This window comes from Streptomyces sp. NPDC058751 (assembly GCF_042746485.1).
In the GTDB taxonomy this organism is placed as follows: Bacteria; Actinomycetota; Actinomycetes; order Streptomycetales; family Streptomycetaceae; genus Streptomyces.
In genome coordinates this window covers 70648-93724 of the sequence record NZ_JBHYPZ010000037.1, presented here as the reverse complement: position 1 = coordinate 93724, position 23077 = coordinate 70648, and the positions used below count along the sequence as shown (strand labels likewise).

Below are 23077 nucleotides of genomic sequence, written 5' to 3'. Positions count from 1 at the left end.
GTAACCGTTGAGGGAGGCCCCTGGTGGAGGAAGTCGACAAGCTCCGCTCCTACTTGCGACGTGCCGTCGGCGACGCGCAGGAGCTGCGCGAGCGGGTGCGCGAGCTGGAGGAGTCCGCGCGCGAGCCCATCGCCGTCGTGGGGGTGGGATGTCGCTTCCCGGGCGGGGTGACGTCCCCCGAAGGGCTGTGGGGAGTGGTGTCCGGCGAAGTGGACGCCATGGGCGACTTCCCCCTGGACCGCGGCTGGGACGTGGAGACGCTCTACGACCCCGACCCCGAGGCGCACGGCAGGACGTACACGCGCACGGGCGGCTTCCTGCCCGAACTCCCCGACTTCGACGCGGAGTTCTTCGGCATCAGCCCACGTGAGGCGCTGGCGATGGACCCGCAGCAGCGCCTCATGCTGGAGACGTCGTGGGAGGCGCTGGAGCGGGCGGGCGTCGACCCGGCCGGGCTGCGGGGTTCGGCGACCGGCGTGTTCACCGGTCTCTACGGCGTCGACTACGGCCCCCGGGTCGGCGGCGGCGCGGCCGGCGAGGTGGAGGGCTTCCAGCTCACCGGCACCTACCTCAGCGTGGCCTCCGGCCGCGTGGCGTACGTGCTGGGCCTGGAGGGCCCGGCGGTGTCGACCGACACCGCCTGCTCCGCGTCGCTCGTCGCGATCCACCAGGCCGTACGGTCCCTGCGGTCGGGTGAGTGCACGCTGGCGCTGGCCGGCGGGGTGTCGACCCTGCCGACTCCCGGGATGTTCGTGGAACTCGCCCGGCAGCGGGGCCTGTCGGCGGACGGCCGGTGCAAGGCGTTCGCCGACGCCGCCGACGGCACCGGCTTCTCCGAGGGCGCGGGCGTACTGGTCCTGGAGAAGCTCTCCGACGCGCTCCGCAACAACCGCAGGATCTGGGCGGTGATCCGCGGCTCGGCCATCAACCAGGACGGCGCGTCCAACGGGCTGACCGCACCGAACACGCTGGCGCAGCAACGGGTCATCCGGGCGGCCCTGGCCGATGCCGGGCTGTCGTCCGGGGAGGTGGACGCGGTCGAGGCCCACGGCACCGGCACCCGGCTCGGCGACCCCATGGAGGCCGAAGCCCTGCTGGCCACCTACGGCCAGGACCGGGACTCCCGGGAGCCGCTGTGGCTGGGGTCGCTGAAGTCGAACATCGGGCACACCCAGGCGGCCGCGGGCGTCGGCGGCATCATCAAGATGATCATGGCGATGCGGCACGGCGTGCTGCCCAGGACGCTGCACGTCGACCGGCCCTCGACGCACGTCGACTGGTCGGCGGGCGCGGTGGAGCTGCTGACCGAGGCCCGGGAGTGGACCACCACGCAGGACCGGCCCCGGCGCGCGGGCGTGTCGTCCTTCGGCATCAGCGGCACCAACGCCCACCTGATCCTCGAACAGGCGCCCGCCGCCGAGCCGGCCGAGAGCCCGGCCGGTGACGCCGCGCAGCCCGCCACCGGCGCGTCGCGTGCGGTGCCGTGGGTCCTGTCGGCACGGTCGGAGCAGGCGCTGCGCGAGCAGGCGCTGCGGCTGCGCGACAGCGTGGCCGCGGACGCGGACCTGACGGCCGCGGGCGTGGGACGGGCGCTGGTGACGACCCGGTCGCTGTTCGAGCACCGCCAGGTGGTCATCGGCGCCGACCGGGACGAACTCGTCGCCCGTCTGACCGCCGTCGCCGCGGGGGAGGAGCCCGCCTCCTCGGGCACGGTGACCGGAGCCGCCAAACCGGTGGGCAAGACGGTCTTCGTCTTCCCCGGCCAGGGCGCCCAGTGGATCGCGATGGGCCGCGAACTCATGGAGACCTCCCCGGTCTTCGCCGAGGAGCTGCGCGCCTGCGCCGAGGCGCTGGAGCCGTGGGTGTCCTGGTCGCTGATCGACACCGTGTGCGGCGGACCGGACTCGGCCGACCTGGAGGACATCGACGTCGTCCAGCCCGTGCTGTTCGCGGTGATGGTGGCGCTGGCGAAGGTGTGGCGCTCGCTGGGGGTGACCCCCGACGTGGTGATCGGCCACTCCCAGGGCGAGATCGCCGCCGCCTACGTCGCGGGCGCCCTGACCCTGCGGGACGCCGCCAAGATCGTGGCCCTGCGCTCCCGGCTCCTGGCCACCGTCACCGGTCAGGGCAGCATGGCCGGCGTCCTGCTGCCCGAGGACCGGGTGCGGAAGCTGATCGCGGGCCAGGAGTCCCGCATCGGGATCGCCGCCGTGAACGGACCGACCTCGACGACGGTCTCGGGCGAGACCGGGGCGGTCGAGGAACTGGTCGCGGCCTGTCAGGCCGACGGCGCCCGCGCCCGGCTGATCAAGTCCAGCGTGCCCGGCCACTCGCCGCTGATGGACCGCTTCGACGGCCGGCTCCAGCAGGAGCTCGGCCGGATCACCCCCATGCCCACACCCGTGGCGATCTACTCGACCGTCACCGGCGGCCTGATCGACCCCCTGCGGCTGGACACCGGCTACTGGTACCGCAATCTGCGGGAACCGGTGCAGTTCGGGACCGCCATGGGACGCCTGGTCGAGCAGGAGCGCAACAGCGCCGTCGTCGAGCTCAGCCCGCACCCGTTGCTCGTGATGAACATCCAGGAGATGTTCGACGCCACCCCCGGCGCCACCGGGTTCGTGGTGGGGTCGCTGCGCCGCGGTGAGGGCGGCCTCGCGCGGCTCTACCAGTCGGCGGCCGAGGCCTTCGTCGCGGGCGTCGCGGTGTCGTGGGACACGGTCTTCGAGGACGCGGCGGGCCGGTGGGTCGAACTGCCCACGTACGCCTTCCAGCGCCGGCGCTACTGGCTGAACACCCCTGCCGAGACCACCGCCGTCACGAGCACGTCGGACCACCCGCTGCTCGATGCCGTGATCGATCTGCCCGGCGACGACGGCGGCCGCGGGGGAGTGGTGGGCAGCGGGCGCCTGTCCCTGGAACGCCATTCCTGGCTCGCCGACCACGTGGTCCACGGCGCCGTCCTGGTGCCCTGGGCGGCGCTGGCGGAACTGGCGGTGTGGGCGGCCCACAGGACGGGCCGCGACGCCGTCGACGAACTCACCCTGGAATCCCCGCTGGTGCTCTCCCGCACGGCCGAACGCGAGATCCGTGTCGTGGTCGACGCCCAGGGCGTGATCGGCGTGCACTCGCGTGCCGACGGCGAGAGCGAGTGGACGCGCAACGCCGTCGGGACCGCCGGATCCGGCACCGCCCCGGCCCCCGCCGAGGACGGCCTCACGGCGTGGCCGCCCGCGGGGGCGACCGCCGTGCCCTTCGAGGACGAGTACACCAGGCTGGCCGCCCTCGGTTTCGGCCACGGGCCGCTGCTGCGCGGCACGCGCGCGGTGTGGCGCCGGGACGACACCCTGTTCGCCGAGATCGAGCTGCCCGCGGCCGACGGCGTGGAGCACGGCCGGTTCGGCATCCACCCGGCGCTGCTGACCGCCGCGCTGTTCCCGGCCGGCCCGGGCCGGTTCCTCGACCCGTCCCGGCCCGAGGGCCTGCTGCCGTTCCACTGCACCGGACTTCGCATCGACGCCGAACAGCCGGCCCGCTTGCGCGTGCGGCTCTCCCCCGCGGGGGAGAACACGCTGTCCGTGACCCTCGCGGACGGCAGCGGGACGCCGCTCGGCGGCGTCGCCTCGCTGAGCCTGCGGCCCGCGGACGTCGAGCGGCTGACCGCGCTGAGCTTCGACCACCAGGACGCGCTGTTCCAGATCGAATGGGCTCCCGTCGCGGTTCCCTCCGGCCGGCCGGAGAGCCGGTACGCGGTGCTGGAAGAAGCCCCCCTCGACGCGCAGCCCGGATCCCCGGGAGGAGACGGGGCGGCCTTCGCCGACCTCGCCCGGCTCGCCGCGTCCGGCGCGGACGTACCCCCTGTCGTCATCGCCCGCCTCGACAGCGACGGCGGTGACGGCGGCGACACACCCGCCGCCGCCGGACAGCGCCTGCACCGGGTGCTGCGGTGGACGCAGGACTGGCTCGCCGACGAGCGGTTCTCCGCCTCCCGCCTGGTCCTCGTGACACGCGACGCCTTCCACGACGACCAGGTCACCCACCCCGACCCCGCGGCCGCCGCGATCTGGGGCTTCGTACGCACCGCCCAGTCCGAGAACCCGCAGCGCTTCACCCTCGTGGACACCGACGGCCGCCCCGAGTCCCTCGCCCTGGTCCCGGCCGCCGCCGCCACCGGCGAGGCCCAGCTCAAGATCCGGGCCGGCCACGCCGGCACCCCACGACTGGCCCGCACGGCCCTGGTGCCGTCCCGCCCCAAGGCACCGCACCGGGCCCCGCTCGACTCCGGCACGGTGCTGATCACCGGCGGCACCAGCGGCCTCGGCGCGATCCTGGCCCGCCACCTGGTCCGGCACCACCAGGTGCGCCGGCTGGTGCTGACCAGCAGGCGCGGCCCGTCGGCCCCCGCGGCGGCCGCACTGCGCGAGGAACTGACCGCGGCCGGCGCCCACGTCCAGATCGCGGCCTGCGACGTCACCAGCCGCGACGCCGTCGCCGAACTGATCGCGGCCGTCCCCTTTGAACACCCGCTGACGGCGGTCGTCCACTGCGCGGGCGTCCTGGACGACGGCGTCGTCCAGGCCCTGACCGAGGACCGCCTCGATGCGGTCCTCGCGCCCAAGACACACGGCGCCTGGCACCTGCACGAACTGACCCGGCACCTGCGGCTGTCCGCGTTCGTGCTGTTCTCCTCCATATCCAGCGTGCTCGGCACACCCGGACAGGCCAACTACGCGGCGGCCAACGCCTTCCTCAACGGCCTCGCCGAGGCCCGCCGCGGCAGCGGACTGCCCGCCGCCGCCCTGTGCTGGGGCTTTTGGGCCGAACGCAGCGACATGAGCGCCGACCTCAGCGAAGCCGACGTCGAGCGCATGCGACGCCAGGGCGTCCTGCCGCTCTCCTCGCGGCAGGGACTCGCGCTCTTCGACGCCGCCCTCGCGGCCGACGAGCCGGTCCTCGTCCCGGCCCTGCTGGACCCGACCGCGACCGGCACCGGACCGGCCGGGCAGACGGCCTCCCCGCTGCTGCGCGCCCTCGCCCGCACCCCCGCGGCCCCCGAGGCCCCCGGGACCACCGACGTGCCGCTGGAGCAGCGGCTGAGGTCACTGCCCGCCGAGGAGGCCCACACGGTCCTGCTGGAGACGGTGCGCGCACAGACCGCGCTGGTCCTCGGCCACGCCGACACCGCACGGGTCGGCCCCGCGGCCGCCTTCAAGACCCTGGGCATCGACTCGCTCACCGCGCTGGAACTGCGCAACAAACTGGCGGCGGCGACCGGCCTGAAACTGCCCGCCACCCTCGTCTTCGACCACCCGACCCCCACCGCCGTCGCCCGGCTGCTGGGCACGCTCGTCCTCCCGGACCCCGCCGCCGACGAGCACTCCCCGGCCGGCCACCTGGTCGAGGAGATCGAGCACCTGGGCGCCCGCATCGAGGACGAGCTGCGCACCCTCGCGCAGACGGACCGCGCCACGATCTCCGCCCTGCTCGGCGAGCTGCAGGGCCGGCTGCGTGCGACGGCACACGACGACGGGGCACCGGCCGCCATCGCCGACCGGATCGGCGCGGCCTCGGCGGGAGAACTTCTCGCGCTGCTGGACAAAGAACTCGGCTAGGGGAAAGCAGATGACAAACGACAACAACGCCGAGGTCCTCGACTACCTCAAGCGCACCTCGATCGAACTGATCGAGACACGCAGACGCCTGCAGGAACTGACGGACGCCGCCGGCGAACCCATCGCGATCGTGGGCGCCGCCTGCCGCTACCCGGGAGGGGTGACCTCCCCCGAGGACCTGTGGGAACTGGTCCGCCAGGGCGCGGACGTCGTGGACGACTTCCCCGACGACCGCAACTGGGACCTGGACACCTTCTACCACCCCGACCCCGACCACCCCGGCACCTGCTACACCCGCAAGGGCGGATTCCTCCACGACGCCGGCGACTTCGACGCCGACTTCTTCGGCATCAACCCGCGCGAGGCCCTGTCCGCCGACCCGCAGCAGCGCCTGCTGCTGGAGACCTCCTGGGAGTGCGTGGAGCGGGCCGGCATCGACCCCGAGTCCCTGCGCGGCAGCGACACCGGCGTGTTCGCCGGACTCGCCTACTTCGGCTACGGCAACCACTTCGACACCCCCGAGGCCATCGCGGGCTACGCGCAGACCGGCTCCCTGCTGAGCGTGGCCTCCGGACGGGTCTCCTACGCGCTGGGCCTGGAAGGCCCGGCGATCTCCACGGACACCGCCTGCTCCTCCTCGCTGGTCGCGGTGCACCAGGCGGTGCAGTCGCTGCGGCAGGGCGAATGCTCGCTGGCCCTGGCCGGCGGGGTCACCGTCGTGGGGATGCCACAGGTGTTCCGGGAGATGTCCCGCCAGCGGGGCCTGTCGGTGGACGGCCGGTGCAAGGCGTTCGCCGACGCCGCCGACGGCACCGGCTTCTCCGAGGGCGTCGGCGTCCTGGTCCTGGAGAAGCTCTCCGACGCGCTCCGCAACAACCGCAGGATCTGGGCGGTCATCCGCGGCTCGGCGATCAACCAGGACGGCGCCTCCAACGGCCTGACCGCGCCCAGCGGCCCCGCCCAGCAGCGCGTGATCCGGGCCGCGCTGGCCGACGCCCGCCTGTCGGCCGGCGAGGTGGACGCGGTCGAGGCGCACGGCACCGGCACCACGCTCGGCGACCCCATCGAGGCGGGCGCCCTGCTGGCCACCTACGGCCAGGACCGAGACGGCCAAGGCCCGCTGTGGCTGGGCTCGCTGAAGTCGAACATCGGACACACCCAGGCCGCCGCCGGCGTCGGCGGCATCATCAAGATGATCATGGCGATGCGGCACGGCGTCCTGCCCCGCACCCTGCACGTGGACCGCCCCTCCACCCACGTCGACTGGTCGGCCGGAGCGGTGGAACTGCTGACCGAGGCCCGGCAGTGGACCACGGCCGAGGACCGGCCCCGGCGCGCGGGCGTCTCCGCGTTCGGCGTCAGCGGCACCAACGCCCACGTGATCCTGGAGCAGGCGCCCGAGGAGGAAGAGGACGACGAGGACCACCTGCCCTACTGCCAGGGCACACCGGTGCCCTGGACCCTGTCGGCACGCTCGCAACAGGCCCTGCGCGCGCAGGCCCGCAGCCTGCACGACTTCGCCGCCGCCCGCACGGACCTGGACCTCCTCGACACCGGCCGTTCACTGATCACGACCCGCACCCCCTTCGAACACCGGGCGGTGGTCCTCGGCCACGACCGGGACGAACTGCTGACCGCCCTCGACGCGCTGAGCCGGGGCGAGGACTCCGCCGCCCTCGTACGCGGCACGGCCGGCGAGGCCACCGGCCCCGTCTACCTGTTCCCCGGCCAGGGCTCCCCGTGGGCAGGCGCGGCACGGCAGCTGTACGACACCCACCCCGACTTCGCCCGGAGCCTCGACGAGATCTGCGCCCGCTTCGACGCCCACCTGCCCTACCGGCTCAAGCCCCTCCTGCTCGCCGACGAGCCCGAGGGCCGCGACCGCACGGACGTCGCCCAGCCCGCCCTGTTCACCCTCCAGGTCGGCCTCTACCGCCTCCTCGCCCGTTACGCCCCACGGCCCGCCCGGCTCATCGGCCACTCGGTCGGCGAGATCGCCGCCGCCCACGTCGCCGGCGTCCTCGACCTGGACACCGCGACCCGGCTCGTCGCCGCCCGCGGACGCACCATGCAGAGCGTCACCGAACCCGGCGCCATGCTCGCCGTCCGCGCCTCACCCGCCCACATGAGCACCCTGCTGGACGCCCACGACCGCGTCGGCGTCGCCGCCGTCAACGGCCCCGAGTCCGTCGTGCTCTCCGGCCTGCGCGAGCAGGTCCACGCCCTGCGCGACCGGCTCGCCGCCGACGGCGTCTCGGCCAAGCTCCTCCCCGTCGACCACGCCTTCCACTCCCCGCTGATGGACCCGGTCCTGGAGGAGTTCGCGGCCGCGCTCGGCGAACTGCCCGCGGGCGAGATGACGATCCCCATCGTCTCCACCCGGCTGGGCCGCGACGTCACGCCCGAGGAGCTGACGTCCGCCCGCTACTGGGTCGACCACGTCCGCGACCCCGTGCGCTTCTGGGACGCGGTGCAAAGCGCCCGCGCCGCCGGTGCGGGCGTCTTCGTGGAGGTGGGGCCCGGAGCGACGCTCACCAGCATCACCAAGGAGGCCCTCGCCGCCGAGGGCGTCGACGACGTGCTGGTCGTCCCGGCCTCGCGCCGCGACCGCACCGCCCCCCAGGCCCTGCTCGGCGCACTGGCCCAGCTGCACGTCAACGGCGCCCCGGTGGACCTCGGCGCCCTGTTCGGCCCGCGCCGCACGGTGGACCTGCCGACCTACGCCTTCCAGCGCCGCCGCTACTGGCTGGACTTCCTCGCCGGCACCCGCACCGCCGACGTCACCTCCGCCGGCCTCACCGCCCCCGGGCACCCCCTGCTCGGCGCCGTGGTGGACCACCCCGGCACCGACGAGCGGGTCTTCACCGCCCTGTGGTCCCAGCGCACCCACGGCTGGCTGGGCGACCACACCGTCTTCGGCGCCGTCGTCGTCCCCGCCACCGCCCACCTGGACCTGGCGCTGTCGGCCGGCGCCCACACCGGATGCGACAGGGTCGAGGAACTCACCCTGGCCGTCCCCCTGATCCTGCCCGAGACCGGCGAGGTGCGCATACGCGTCGTCGTCGGCGCCGCCGACGACAGCGGCCGCCGCACCCTGGAGGTGTACTCGCACAGCGGCGACGACACCCCCGGCCAGGGCGACTGGATCCGCCACGCGAGCGGCAGCCTGGCACCGGGCACCCCACCGGCCCCCGTCCCGGCGCTCACCGCCTGGCCGCCCGCCGGGGCGAAGCGGCTCGACACCAGCGGCCTCTACGACACCTTCGCGGACGCCGGATTCGACTACGGCCCGCTCTTTCGCGGACTGCGGGAGGTCTGGCGGCACGGCGAGGAGATCTTCGCGCTCGCCACCCTCCCCGACACCACCGACCCCACCGCCACCGGCGCCTTCGCCCTGCACCCGGCCCTGCTCGACACCGTCCTGCACGCCTCCATCGCCGCGGGCGCCATCGAGGTCACCGGAGAACAGGGCCGCATGCCCTTCGCCTGGTCCGGCGTGGACCTCACCGGCCCCTGCCCGCCGACCGTCAGGGTCCGCCTCTCCCCGGCCGGCGAGAACGCCGTGTCCCTGGCGATCGCCGACGAACACGGCCGCCCCGTCGCCTCCGTCGACGCGCTCGCCTTCCGCCCCGCGAGCGCCGAGCAGGTCCACCGTGCCCGCGGCGGCCGGGCACAGCCGCTGTACGAAGTGCGCTGGCGCCCGCCGAAGCAGGAGGCCGGACAGGAGACCGCCGGCACGCGGTGGGCCGTCCTCGGCACACCGGGCGACCTGTCCGCCCGGCTCACCGGCCCGGGCGACGGCCCCGTCCGCCACACCTCGATGGACGAGGCCGCCGCCGGGCAGGCACCCGGCCACCTCCTCCTGCTCCCGGACGACCTCACCACCGCCGGCACCGGTCTGCTGCGGACCGTCGCCGACACCGGCAAACGCGTACTGGAGCAGGTCCAGCGCTTCCTCGCCGAAGAAGCCCTCGCCGCCTCCACCCTGGTGGTCCTCACCCGCCTGGCCGTCGACACCGGCCGGGGCGAGGCCGTCGAGAGCCTGCCCGGCGCGTCCGTGTGGGGCCTGATCCGCTCCGCCCAGACCGAACACCCCGGCAGGTTCCGGCTGGTGGACCTCGACGACCAGGACACCTCCTGGGCCCTTTTGCCCGACGTACTCGCCCTGGCCGAGGACCAACTGGCCCTGCGCGACGGGCAACCGCTGGTGCCCCGGCTGGCACCGGCCCAGCCGGCCGGCCACCGCATCGAGGAACCCCCGCCCGGAGCCCACCGCCTGGGCATCCCCGTCAAGGGCACCCTGGAGAACCTGACCTGGATCGCCTGCCCCGAGGCGGAAGCACCCCTGACATCGGGCCAGGTCCGCATCGCCGTCCAGGCCGCCGGCCTCAACTTCCGCGACGTCACCATCGCCCTGGGCCTGGTGGACCGCACCGCCATCGACGCCGGACTCGGCAGCGAGGGCTCCGGCACCGTCCTCGAAGTCGCCGACGACGTCACCGAGTTCACCCCCGGCGACCGGGTCACCGGCATCTTCAGCGGCGCCTTCGGCCGCACCGCCGTCGCCGACCACCGCATGCTCGTGCCCGTCCCCGACGGCTGGAGCCACGCCCAGGCCGCCTCCATGCCGTGCACCTTCCTCACCGCCCACCACGGACTCTTCGGCGTGGCCGACCTCAAGAAGGGACAACGCGTCCTCATCCACGCCGCGGCGGGCGGCGTCGGCATGGCCGCCGTCCAGCTGGCCCGCCACGCCGGCGCCGAGATCTACGCCACCGCCAGCCCCGCCAAGTGGCCCGTCCTCAAGGCCCTGGGAATCGACGAGGCACACCTGGCGTCCTCCCGCGACCTGGAGTTCGCCGAGAAGTTCCGCCGCACCTCCGGCGGCCGCGGCGTCGACGTCGTCCTCAACTCCCTCGCCCACACCTTCGTCGACGCCTCCTTGACCCTGCTCCCGCACGGCGGGCACTTCGTCGAGATGGGCAAGACCGACATCCGCGACCCGCAGCGGATCGCCGCCGCCCACCCCGGAGTCGACTACCGGGCCTTCGACCTCTACGAGGCCGGCCCCGACACCCTCCAAAAGACGTTCCGGTCCGTCATGGACCTGTTCGCCGACAAACAAATCCACCTGCCCCCGCTCTCGCTGCGCGACATCCGCGACGCGCGCGCGGTGTTCCGCGAGATGAGCCAGGGCCGCCACATCGGCAAACTGGTCCTGGACGTCGGCGACGGCCTCGGCGGCGGCACCGTGCTGGTCACCGGCGGCACCGGGGGAGTGGGCTCCCTCCTGGCACGCCACCTCGTCACCGAACACGGCGTGCGCAGCCTGCTGCTGGCCAGCCGCAGCGGCCCCGCCGCCGACGGCGTCGCCGGCCTGGTCGCCGACCTGCAGGACGCGGGAGCGACCGTCCAGGTCGCCGCCGTGGACGTCGCGGACCGGGCCGCCGTCGCCGACCTGCTCACCACCCTGCCCGGCCGCCACCCGCTGACCGCCGTCGTGCACGCGGCGGGCGCCCTCGCGGACACCACCGTCGAATCGATGAGCGCGCAGAGCATCGACCACGTCCTCGCGGCCAAGGCCGGCGGCGCCGTCAACCTCCACGAACTGACCCGCGACCACCACCTGTCGGCGTTCATCGCCTGCTCCGCCCTCGCGGGCACGCTCGGCAACGCCGGACAGGCCAACTACGCCGCCGCCAACGCCTTCCTGGACGGCCTCGCCGCCCACCGCACGGCATCCGGCCTGCCCGGCACCTCACTGGCCTGGGGCTGGTGGGAACAGAGCAGCGGCATGACCGGCGAACTCGACGCCGCCGACCTCTCCCGGCTGCGCCGCACCGGCATCACCGCCATGCCCACCCCCCAGGCCCTGGCCCTGTTCGACACCGCCCTCGACCAGGGCAAGGCGGCCCTCGTCCCGGCCCACCTGGACCTCTCCGTCCTGCGCGGCAAGGACGCGGGCCAGGTGCCGCCGCTGCTGAGCGACCTCGCCGAGGGCACCCGCCCGCGCCGCACCGAGGCGAGCACCGCCAAGGACAGCAGCCCGGCCCGGTGGGGCGACCGGCTGGCTGGCCGGCCGGCCGCCGAGGCCGGAGCGGCCGTCCTGGAATGGGTCCGCGACCAGGTCGCCGTCGTCTTCGGACACCCCTCCGGCGCGAGCGTCGACGTCGACGAGGCCTTCACCCGCCTGGGATCCGACTCGCTGATCGCCGTCGAACTGTGCAACCGCCTCAACGCCTCCACCGGTCTTCGACTGCCGTCCACCATCGTCTTCAGCTACCCGACACCACGCGAACTGAGCGACCACATCAGCGACCTGCTGCGACCGGAGACCGACACCGGCACCGAAACGGCCGGGCCGGACGAGGACGCGGCGATCAGGGACGTGCTGCGGACCGTCTCCATCGACAGCCTGCGCAGCGCGGGCCTCCTCGAACCGGTCCTGGCCTGCGCCGCCGCGGCCGACGCCACCACTTCGGCGGCGCAGGCGCAGGCGCAGGCCGGCCCGGACGCACTGTCCGACCTGGACCTCGAAGCACTGGTCGACCTGGCCCTGGAAGAGAAGTAGGAGAGTGGCATGACCGACTCCGCGGAACGCACGGCGGACGGCACCGACCGGGTCCAGCGGGCGCTGCGCACGCTCCTGGAGGAACGCGACCGCCTCCGGCAGGAGAACGACGCCCTCAAGGCCGGCCGCGGCGAGCCGATCGCCGTGGTCGCCATGGCCTGCCGCTACCCGGGAGGCGTGACGAGTCCCGAGGAACTGTGGGACGTGGTCCGCGAGGGCCGCGACGTCATCGGCGACTTCCCCGCCGACCGCGGATGGCGCGACGTCTACGACCCCGACCCCGACGCCCCCGGCCACGCCTACACCAACCAGGGCGGCTTCCTGGACGACGTCGCCGGCTGGGACGCCGACTTCTTCGGCACCAGCCCGCGCGAGGCACTGGCCGTCGACCCGCACCACCGCCTGCTGCTGGAGACCTCCTGGGAGGCCTTCGAACGCGCCGGCATCGTCCCCGCCGACGTCCGCGGATCCGAGGTCGGCGTCTTCTCCGGGGTCAGCTCCTCCGAATACGGATGGCGCTTCCTGGAAGGCGGCCAGAAGGACCTGGAGGGCTACCTGCTGTACGGCAGCGCCCTGAGCGTCGCCTCCGGCCGCGTGGCCTACGAGCTCGGCCTGACCGGACCCGCCGTGTCGGTGGACACCGCCTGCTCCTCGTCGCTGGTGGCCCTCCACATGGCGGTGCAGTCCCTGCGCTCGGGGGAGTGCTCGCTGGCGCTGGCCGGCGGGGCACTGGTGATGGCGACCCCCGCGATGTTCGTGGAGTTCTCCCGGCAGGCCGCCCTCTCGCCCGACGGCCGCTGCAAGGCCTTCGCGGACGGCGCCGACGGCACCGGCTGGGCCGAGGGCGTGGGGGTGCTGCTCCTGGAGCGGCTGTCCGACGCCCGCCGTAACAACCACCCGGTCCTGGCCGTCGTACGCGGCAGCGCGGTCAACCAGGACGGCGCCAGCAACGGCCTGACCGCCCCCAACGGCCGCGCCCAGGAGAAGGTGATCCGCAAGGCCCTGGCGAACGCGGGCGTCACCCCCGCCGAGGTGGACCTCGTCGAGGCCCACGGCACCGGAACCGTGCTCGGCGACCCCATCGAAGCCGGCGCGCTGCTGGCCGCCTACGGCCAGGACCGGGACGAGGACAGGCCGCTGTGGCTGGGGTCCTTGAAGTCGAACCTCGGGCACGCCCAGGCCGCCGCCGGGGTCGGCGGGGTCATCAAGGCCGTGATGGCCATGCGCCACGGCCACCTGCCCAAGACCCTGCACGTGAGCGAGCCCTCGCACCACGTGGACTGGTCCGCGGGCGCGGTCCAGGTCCTGGCCGAGGGGCGCGAGTGGACGAAGGGCAACGGCCCGCGGCGCGCCGGGGTGTCCTCGTTCGGCGTCAGCGGCACCAACGCGCACGTCGTCCTCGAAGAGGCCCCGCCCCAGGACCAGGACCAGGACCAGGGCCAGGGCCAGGAGGGCGGGCGGCACGACGGGAGCGGTACGGACACCGGCGTCGTCGGCGGTCTGGTGCCGTGGACGGTGTCGGGCAAGACCGCCAGGGCCCTTCGGCGGCAGGCGGCCAGACTGCGCGACTTCGCCGCCGCCGGCACCGGCCCGGACCTCGCCGCGGCCGGCTGGTCGCTGCTCTCGGGCCGCTCGCGCTTCGAGCACCGCGCGGTCGTGCTGGGCCGCACCAAGGACGAACTCCTCGACGCGCTGACGGCGTTGAGCGAGGGCACGGAGTCCGCCGCGGTGGTCACCGGCACGGCGGGAAACCTCGGCGGCACCGCCTTCATGTTCCCCGGCCAGGGCTCCCAGTGGGTCGGCATGGGCCGCGAACTGTACGCGGCCTTCCCCGTCTTCGCGCGGAGCCTGGACGCGTGCGCGGCCGCCCTGGCCGAATGGACCGACTGGTCGCTGCTCGACGTCATCCGCGCGGTCCCGGGCGCTCCAGGCCTCGACCAGGTGGACGTGGTGCAGCCGGCACTGTTCTCGGTGATGGTGTCCATGGCCGCGCTGTGGCGGTCCTGGGGCGTCGAGCCGTCCGCCGTGGTGGGCCACAGCCAGGGCGAGATCGCCGCCGCCCATGTGTGCGGCGCCCTGTCCCTGCGGGACGCCACCAAGATCGTGGCACTGCGCAGCAAGGCCCTGGTGGAACTGATCGGGCACGGCGGGATGGCGTTCGTCGCGGAGTCCGAGACGGTGGTGCGCCGGCACCTGGCGCCGTGGAGCGAGCGGATCAGCGTCGCCGTGGTCAACGGGCCCCGCGCGGTCGTGGTGTCCGGGGAACCCGACGCCCTCGACGAATTCATCGAGAAGATGAAGGCCGACGGCTGCCAGGCCCAGCGCATCAAGGTCGACTACGCCTCGCATTCGCACCAGGTGGCCCGGGTACGGGACGAGGTGATCGGCGCGCTGTCCGACGTGAGCCCGAAATCGTCGGAACTGCCTTTCTATTCGACCCTGTACGGCGAAATCATCGACACCGCCCGGCTGGACGCCGATTACTGGTACAACAACCTGCGCGAGAAGGTCCGCTTCGAATCGTCCGTACGGCAGATGGCCGCGGACGGGTTCCGGGTGTTCGTCGAGATGAGCCCGCACCCCGTGCTGACCGTCCCCGTGCAGGAGATGACCGAGGACCTGGACGACGCGCTGGTGCTGTCCTCCTCCCGGCGCGGCCGGGGCGAGGTGGAAGCGGTGCTCGGCTCACTGTCCGCCCTGCACGTGCGGGGCGGGAACGTGGACTGGTCCGCCCTGTTCACCACACGCCGGCGGGTGGACCTGCCGACCTACGCCTTCCAGCGCAAGCGGTACTGGCTCAGCTCCGCGCCCACCGCGGCCGTGACCGCACAGGCGTCCCCCGCCGAGCTGCCGCAGGAGACCGACGACCAGCAGGTTCCGCTGCCGCAGCGGCTCGTCGCGCTCGTCCCCGACGACGCGCAGGCCCTCGTCCTGGACCATGTCCTCGAACGGGTCGCCGTCGTGCTCGGCCACCCCACCGGCGAATCCATCGACCCCGACGGCGAGTTCACGAAGATAGGCTTCGACTCGATGCTGTCGGCCGACCTGAGCAAACGCCTGACCGCCTCGACCGGCCTGAAACTGCGGCCGAACGTGGTGCTGCGCCACCCCTCGCCGCGGCTGATCGCCCGGCACATCGTCTCCTCGCTGGCCAAGCCCGGCGCACGCTGAACGACCGGGCGATCCGGCCGGGCCACGGGCCCGGCCGGATGCCCGTAAAAAACGCGCCGCCCGGGGAAATGCCCCGCCGCCCGAATGTCCCGCCGCTTCTGCGTCCCGCCGTCCCGGTGTCCCGCCGGCGGGACACCGCAAGCCCTCAAGCTGTTTGTCCCGCACCCGTACCGAACTGTCTTGACCTGCCGATTCACCTTCCGTGAAGGTGGGGTGATCTGCGAATTCCGCCGATTCCCGGACCTGTTTTCCAAGGGGTTGATCCGTGTGCCCGCATTCGCTGCTTCGTCCGCGCACAAAGGACTGTGGCTGGCGGAGGAAATGTCTGCCGACACACTGAACCATGCGCTGACCATGTGGGACGTGGACGGTGAACTGGACGCCTCCGTCATGGAATCGGCGTTCCTGCACGTGCTGGACGAGGCCGAGGTCCTGCGCGTCACCTTCGCCGACACGGGCGAGGGACTGCACCTGACCCCACGCGAACTGGGGGACTGGCGGCCCTTCCTCCTGGACCTGTCCGCCGAGGCCGACCCCGAGCGGGCGGCACGCGCCGCGCTGGCCGAGTTGATCCGCAAGCCGTTCGACCTCGGCCACGACCTGCTGTTCCGGATGGGCGTCATCACCCTCGCACCGGCCCGCTCCCTCGTGGTGATCGCCTACCACCACCTCGTCTCCGACGGGTTCGGCACCGGCGGCCTGCTCTCCCGGCGGCTCGCCGAGGTCTACACGGCGCTGGCCCGCGGCGAGGAGGTCCCCGACCTGCCGCACCCGTGGGACGCCGCCTCGTTCACGGCCGAGGCGGCCGGCTACCTCGCCTCCGAGGAGTTCACCGACGACACCGCCTTCTGGCGCGACTACCTCACAGGCGCGCCCGCCCCCGCACGGATCCCGCGCATCGCCCTGTCCGACACCGCGCGCGCCGCGCTCGCCGAGCCGATGGGCGACGCCGACCGCTGGGGCGAACTGACCGAACCCATCGGCATGGTCAGCCGCACCCTGACCGTCCCGCGCGCCGAGGCCGACGCCTGGACCCGGGCGGCCAAGGACATGGGCGTGTTCACCTCCACGATGCTGACCGCCGCCGCGGCCGTGTTCTTCCGCCACCGCTGCGACCGCCCCGAGTTCCTGCTCTCCCTGGCCGTCGGCAACCGGGTCGGCGTCGCGAGCAGGACACCCGGCCTCGCCGTGAACGTCGTCCCCGTACGCGTGAAGGTCCCGCTGGAGACGACCTTCACCGACCTCGCCGACGCCATCGTCGACGAGACGTACGAGATCTCCGGCCACACCGCCTGCCACTACTCCGACATCCAGCGCGCCGGCAAGACCGCCCCGAGCGAGCGCGGCAGCTTCGGCGCCGTCATGAACGTCGTCGAGTTCGTCGACCAGCTCCGCTTCGGCGACCACCCGGCCCGCTACCTCGGCGGAACCACCGGCTCCTTCGACGAACTGTCCATCGGCGTCTACAGCGACGGCAGCGCCGAAAGCGACCTGTACATCCGCCTCGACGCCCCCGCGCGCCTCTACGACCGCGCCGAACTGCGCCTCATCGGCGAGGAGCTGATCGCCCACATCCGCGCGGTGGCGGCCGACGGGGAACAGCGCGTCGGCGCCCTGGACACGCTCACCGGCGCCGGCCGGGAGCAGGTGCTGACCGCGCCGAACGGCACCGCGGCCCCCCTGCCCGCACTGACGCTCCCTCAACTGTTCGCCCGGCAGGCCCGGTCGACCCCCGACGCCGTCGCACTCCAGGCCTCGGACCTCACCCTCTCCTACCGGGAGCTGGACGAACGCTCCGGCCGCACGGCCGACGCGCTGCGCCGGCACGGCGTCGGACCCGACACGGTCGTGGCGGTGGCGCTTCAGAGGTCGGCGGACCTGGCCGTCGCCCTGCTGGGCGTGGCGAAGGCGGGCGGAGCCCACCTGCTCCTCGACCCGGCGCTGCCCGCGGCGCAGGCCAAGCTCGTGGCCGGCGACGCCGCCGCGCACACCCTGCTCACCGACGCGGCGACCGCCCAGGTGCTCTCGGCCGGCCTGGGCATACCGGCCCTCGTACTCGCCGACCTCACCACCCCCGCCGCCGACGACGACGGCGATGCCGCACCGGCCGCCCCCGTCGTGCACCCGGACAACCTCCTGGCGGTGACGGCGGCCTCGACGACCGGCGCCACCACCGCGGCCGGCATCACCCACCGCAACCTGGAGCGCCTGGTCCTGGACCGCGCCCGGCAGGGCGCCGCCCGGGCCACCGTGCTGTGGCACACCCCGCCCGCCTCCGACGCCCTCGCCCTCGCCCTCGAACTGTGGGCACCGCTGCTGGGCGGCGGCCGCGTGGTCGTGGCTCCCCCCGGCGAACTCGACGCCGACGCACTGGCCCGGGCGCACTCCGCGCACGGCATCACCGCGCTGTGGCTGTCCGCCGCACGGTTCACGGCGATCGCCGCCCAGCACCCCGCCTGCCTGGCCGGACTGCGCGAGGTGTTCACCGGCGGCGACCGCGTGCCCGCGGCCGCACTGCGCCGCATCCGCCGGGCCTGCCCCGAGCTGACGGTCGTCACCGTCCACGGTCCCACCGAGACCACCGCGTCCGTGACCGGCCGCCTGGACGCGGGCGAGGCGGAGCACCGCCCGGGCACCCTCGGCCGCCCCGCCGACAACACCCGCCTCTACGTCCTCGGCCCCGGTCTGGCACCCGTGCCCGCCGGCGTCACCGGCGAGCTGTACGTGGCCGGCTCCGGACTGGCGCGCGGATACCTCGGCCGCCCCGCCGCGACCGCGCAGCACTTCGTGCCCTGCCCCTTCGGACCGCCCGGCACCCTCATGCACCGCACCGGCGACCGGGTGCGCTGGGGCGCCGACGGCCTGATCGAGCACGTCGCCGACGCCGGCCCCCAGGCCGACGCACGCGGCGCCGGCGTCGAGGTCGCCGAGGTCGAGGAGGTGCTGGCCGAACACCCCCACCTGGTCCGGTCCGCCGTCGCCGTCAGGCCGGACACCGGCGGACAGCGGCGCCTGGTGGCCTACGTCGTCCCGGCGGACGGCCAGAACGTCTCCGCCGACGAACTGCGCGGCTTCGCCGCGGAACGACTCCCCGAGTCCGTGGCCCCGACCCTGTTCACCGTGCTGGAGCAGCTGCCGGTGACCGCGGCCGGACGCCTCGACCGGGCGGCCCTGCCCGACCCCGCCACCGAGCCGGACACCTACCGCGCACCGCGCAACGACACCGAACGCGTCCTCGCCGAGGCGTTCGCCGAGGTCCTCGAACTGGACCGGGTCGGCATCGACGAGGACTTCTTCGACCTCGGCGGCAACTCGCTGCGCGCGATCCGGCTGGTCGGCCTGATCCGGGCGGAGCTCAAGCAGGAGGTGTCCATCCGCCGCCTGTTCGCGGCGCGCACCGTCACCGGCCTGTCGGACATGTGGAAGGACCTCGGCCGCTCCCGCAGGCCGAGCCTGGGCAGGCGGACGAGGGAGGGCGCGGTCCTCTGACACCAGGGGTCCCTCGACACCGGGTCCTTCGACGCAAAGGGCCCCTCGACACCGGCTCCTTCGACGCCGGGGTCCATCGCACCGGGCCCGGCCCGGTCAGCAGCGGTTCGGCACGGCAAAGCGAAGGAAGCCATGGATTCTCTGACACAGGCCCTGCTGTCCGGGGCCGGCCCGGACGAACTCGGGCGGCACGAACTGCCCTCGCACTACCGGGCGGCGCACCTGCTGGCCGCGGACCTCGGCATGTTCGACGGCGTCGCGGACCGTGACGTCCGCAAGTCGCTGCACGTCGGCGAGGTCCCCATGCCCGACCTCGCGCCGGACGAGGTGGTCGTCGCCGTCATGGCGAGCTCCATCAACTACAACACCGTCTGGTCGGCCACGTTCGAGCCGGTGCCCACCTTCGCGTTCCTCGAGCGCGGCGCCCGCCAGGGCGGCTGGGCCGCCCGGCACGACCTGCCCCACCACGTGGTCGGCTCGGACGCCTCCGGCGTCGTCGTACGCGCCGGCGCCGGGGTGCGGCACTGGAAGACCGGCGACCACGTCGTCGTCAGCTGCGTCCAGGTCGACGAACAGGAACCGGCCACCCACGCCGACGCGATGCTCGGGCAGGGCCAGAAGATCTGGGGCTACGAGACCAACTTCGGCGGCCTGGCCCACTACGCGGTGGTCCGCGCCAGCCAGCTCCTGCCCAAACCCGCCCACCTGACCTGGGAGGAGTCGGCCGGGGTACTGCTGACCGCGGCGACCTCCTACCGCATGCTGGTCGGCGACAACGGCGCCCGCATCAAACAGGGCGACATCGTCCTGATCTGGGGCGCCACCGGCGGCCTCGGCGCCTTCGCCGTACAGATGGTCAAGAACGCCGGCGGCATCCCCATCGGCGTCGTCAGCTCCGAGCACAAGGCAAGGGCGCTGCGCCGCCTGGGCTGCGACGTGGTCATCGACCGCAACGACATCGGCATGGGCGGCGACGACGCGCTCACCCCCGAGCGCACCATCGAACTGGGCAAACGGCTCGGACGCGAGATCCGCCGCCAGGTCGGCGAGGACCCGCACGTCGTGTTCGACTACGTCGGCCGGGCCACCTTCGGGATTTCCGTGTTCGTCGTGCGCAAGGGCGGCACCGTCGTCACCTGCGGCTCCAGCACCGGCTACGACCACCACTTCGACAACCGCTACCTGTGGATGAACCTCAAGAAGATCATCGGCAGCCACGCCGCCAACCTCCAGGAACAGGCCGAGTGCAACCGCCTCTTCCACCTCGGACACCTTGCGCCGGTCCTGTCCGAGGTCTACCCCCTCGCGGACGTCGGCGAGGCCGCACGACTGGTCCAGCAGAACAAGCACACCGGAAAGGTCGGCGTGCTCTGCCTGGCCCCCGAAGAAGGACTCGGCGTCACCGACCCCGCCCTGCGCGAGAAGATCGGCACGCGAGCCCTCAACCCGCTGCGCCGCGGCGCACCCGACCGGGCCGAGGCGACCTGACATGGGCATCGGCATACTCTCCACCGGCTCCTACCTGCCCAAGCACGAGGTCGGCAACGAAGAGGTCGCCGAACGCGTCGGCGTCACCGCGGAATGGATCGAACGCAAGACACAGATCCGCTCCCGGCGCTACGCCGCCGAGCACGAGGCGACCTCCGACCTGGCCGTCAAGGCAGCCGAACGCGCCCTGGAACAAGCCGGGCTGACACCCGAGCAGGTCGACCACATCATCGTCTCCACCTCCACCGGCGACTTCCCGCAGCCGCCCACCTCCCACCTGGTCCAGCACGGCCTGGGCGCCTACGGCGCGGCCTGCTTCGACATCAACGTCGTGTGCAGCGGTTTCGTCTACGCCCTGGCGCTGGCCCACAGCCTGGTGACCGTGAACCCGGCCGCCCGCATCCTGGTGATCGGCGCGGACGTCTACTCCCGGATCCTGGACTTCACCGACCGCAGGACCGCGATCCTGTTCGCCGACGGCGCCGGCGCCGCGGTCGTCGGCGCGGTCCCCGAGCCGCACGGGATCATCGCCACCGACCTGTCCAGCCGCGGCGACGCCCACCACCTGATCCGCGTCGAGGCCGGCGGCAGCCGCAGACCCGCCTCGGCGGCGACCGTCGCCGAGGGCGGCCACTACTTCAAGATGGACGGCCGCGGCGTACGGGACTTCGTCGCCGAGCACGTCCCGCCCGCGCTTCTCGCCCTCACCCACAGGGCCGGCGTCGACATCGCGGCGGTCGACCACTTCGTACCGCACCAGGCCAACGGCGTCATGCTCGGCGAGGTCGTCGAGCGCACCGGACTGGGCGCCGCGCACACCCACCGCACGCTGACCCGGTACGGCAACGTCGGCAGCGCCTCCGTACCGGTCGCCCTGGACGAGGCCAACCGCACCGGCGCGCTCAAGCAGGGAGACCTGGTCCTGCTCGCCGGGTTCGGCGGCGGCATGTCGATCGGGGCGACACTTCTGAACTGGGGGACCCAGCCATGACCACGTCCACACACAAGGCCGCACCCGCCATCGAGCGGGTGGGCGTCGCCGGCAGCGGCATCATGGGCACCGGCATCGCCGAACTGTGCGCGAAGAACGGGCTGGACGTGAAGGTCGCCGTGTTCTCCGAAGCCTCCCTGACCACGGCGCCGCAGCGGCTGGCCGCATCCCTGGAACGGGGCGTGGCCAAGGGCAAACTGACCGCCTCCGAACGCGACGCGGCCCTGGAGAGGGTGTCGTTCACCCGCGACCTCGCCGACCTCGCCGACCGGCAGCTGGTCATCGAGGCCGTCAAGGAGGACGAGCAGCTCAAACTGGAGCTGTTCGCCACCCTCGACAAGACCGTCGAGGACCCGGACGCGATCCTGGCGACCAACACCTCCTCCCTCCCCGTCGCCCGGCTCGCCGCCGCCACCCGCCGCCCCGGCCAGGTCCTCGGCATCCACTTCTTCAACCCCGTGCCCGCCCTGCCCCTGGTCGAGCTCGTCTCCTCGGTCCTGACCGAGGAGAGGACCGGCGAGCGGGCGCTGGCCTTCGTCCGCGACACCCTGGGCAAGAAACCCGTCGCCTCCCCGGACCGGGCCGGCTTCCTCGTCAACGCCCTGCTCTTCCCCTACCTGCTGTCCGCGATCCGCATGGTCGAATCGGGACTTGCCACCGCCGAGGTCGTCGACCAGGGCATGGAACAGGGCTGCGCCCACCCGATGGGCCCGCTGCGGCTCGCCGACCTCATCGGCCTGGACACCACCGTCTCCATCGCCCGGGCCATGTACGAGGAGTTCAAGGAGCCCCTGTACGCGCCGCCGCCGCTGCTGCTGCGCATGGTCGAGGGCGGCCTGCTGGGCAAGAAGTCCGGCCGCGGCTTCCACACCTACGCCTGAGCGCGCCACGCACAAAAAAAGGGGGAGGGCCCGGGGTGATCCGGGCCCTCCCCCTTTTGTGCGTGCCGCGCGGGTCAGGACGCGACGGCCCGCGTGAAGAGGTCCTCGGTGACGGCGGCGGCGACCCGCTCGAGCTGGTCGAAGAGGTAGAAGTGCCCGCCGGGGAACACCTCCACCCGGAAGTCGCCGCTGGTGTGCTCCCGCCAGGTGCGGGCGTCCTCGACCGTCGCGATCGGGTCGCTGTCCCCGATCAGGGCGGTCACCGGGACCGTGAGCGACACGCCGACGGGCCCGCGGTAGGTGCCCAGGACGCGGTAGTCGGCCCGCAGCGCCGGCAGCACCAGGTCCAGGATGTCGGGGTCCTCCAGCATCGACTGGTCGGTGCCGCCCAGCCGGCGCACCTCGGCCAGCATGTCGGCGTCGTCGTAGAGGTCGTAGGCACGGTCCCTGAGGTCGGGACCGCCCCGGCCGGAGAAGAACACCCGCCGCGGGGCGGGCAGCCGGCGCGCGGCGAGCAGCCGGGCCGTCTCGAACGCCACCAGCGAGCCCATGCTGTGCCCGAACAGGGCGTAGGGCCGCCCGTCCGCGGCCAGTTCACGGGCCAGCTCGTCGGCCACCGCCTCCGCGAGCGGCCCCAGGGCCGTGAACGGCTCCTCGCGGTAGCGGTCCTGGCGGCCCGGGTACTGCACGGACACCACGTCGAGGTCCGGGTGCAGCAGGCGCGCCAGGTCCTTGAACGCCGTCGCGGAGCCTCCCGCGTGCGGGAAGCACACGAGCAGCGGCCCCTCTCCTGCGGTCGTGGTGAAGCGTCGCAACCACGTGCTGTTCACTGTCGGGGTGTCCCTTCTGGGGTCGTCACGGCCGGATCCCG

At 73.5% G+C, this 23077-nt stretch carries 6 protein-coding genes and 2 pseudogenes; 7 read left to right on the top strand and 1 reads right to left on the bottom strand.

The window, feature by feature from the left end; all coding sequences use genetic code 11:
* Positions 1-62: 62 nt before the first annotated feature.
* The 7 genes and pseudogenes from ACFW6B_RS29770 to ACFW6B_RS29740 form a co-directional block, all read left to right on the top strand.
* Positions 63-5615: pseudogene (locus ACFW6B_RS29770) on the top strand (SDR family NAD(P)-dependent oxidoreductase); the annotation flags it as partial.
* A gap of 31 nt (positions 5616-5646) precedes the next feature.
* A pseudogene (locus ACFW6B_RS29765) lies at positions 5647-12186 on the top strand (type I polyketide synthase); the annotation flags it as partial.
* A 9-nt stretch (positions 12187-12195) separates the two neighbouring features.
* Positions 12196-15357 carry a type I polyketide synthase gene (locus tag ACFW6B_RS29760; RefSeq protein ID WP_386600735.1) on the top strand — a complete coding sequence of 1054 codons (3162 nt, stop codon included), beginning with the start codon at positions 12196-12198 and terminating at the stop codon, positions 15355-15357.
* Positions 15358-15441: 84 nt separating this feature from the next.
* Complete coding sequence (locus tag ACFW6B_RS29755) at positions 15442-18846, top strand: AMP-binding protein (RefSeq protein ID WP_386600733.1); 3405 nt, start codon at positions 15442-15444, stop codon at positions 18844-18846.
* A gap of 132 nt (positions 18847-18978) precedes the next feature.
* A complete protein-coding gene (gene ccrA, locus ACFW6B_RS29750; protein WP_386600731.1) occupies positions 18979-20334 on the top strand; it encodes a crotonyl-CoA carboxylase/reductase in 1356 nt (451 codons plus the stop codon).
* Between the two features lies 1 nt (position 20335).
* Positions 20336-21325, top strand: a complete 990-nt coding sequence (locus ACFW6B_RS29745) for a 3-oxoacyl-ACP synthase III family protein (protein ID WP_386600729.1) — start codon at positions 20336-20338, stop codon at positions 21323-21325.
* Positions 21322-22206, top strand: coding sequence for a 3-hydroxybutyryl-CoA dehydrogenase (locus tag ACFW6B_RS29740; protein WP_386600726.1), 885 nt, complete (start codon positions 21322-21324; stop codon positions 22204-22206). Before ACFW6B_RS29745 ends, ACFW6B_RS29740 begins: the two co-directional genes overlap by 4 nt.
* A gap of 74 nt (positions 22207-22280) precedes the next feature.
* On the opposite strand, the gene ACFW6B_RS29735 is transcribed toward ACFW6B_RS29740, so the two are convergent.
* Positions 22281-23036, bottom strand: coding sequence for a thioesterase II family protein (locus tag ACFW6B_RS29735; protein ID WP_386600724.1), 756 nt, complete (start codon positions 23034-23036; stop codon positions 22281-22283).
* Positions 23037-23077 lie beyond the last annotated feature (41 nt).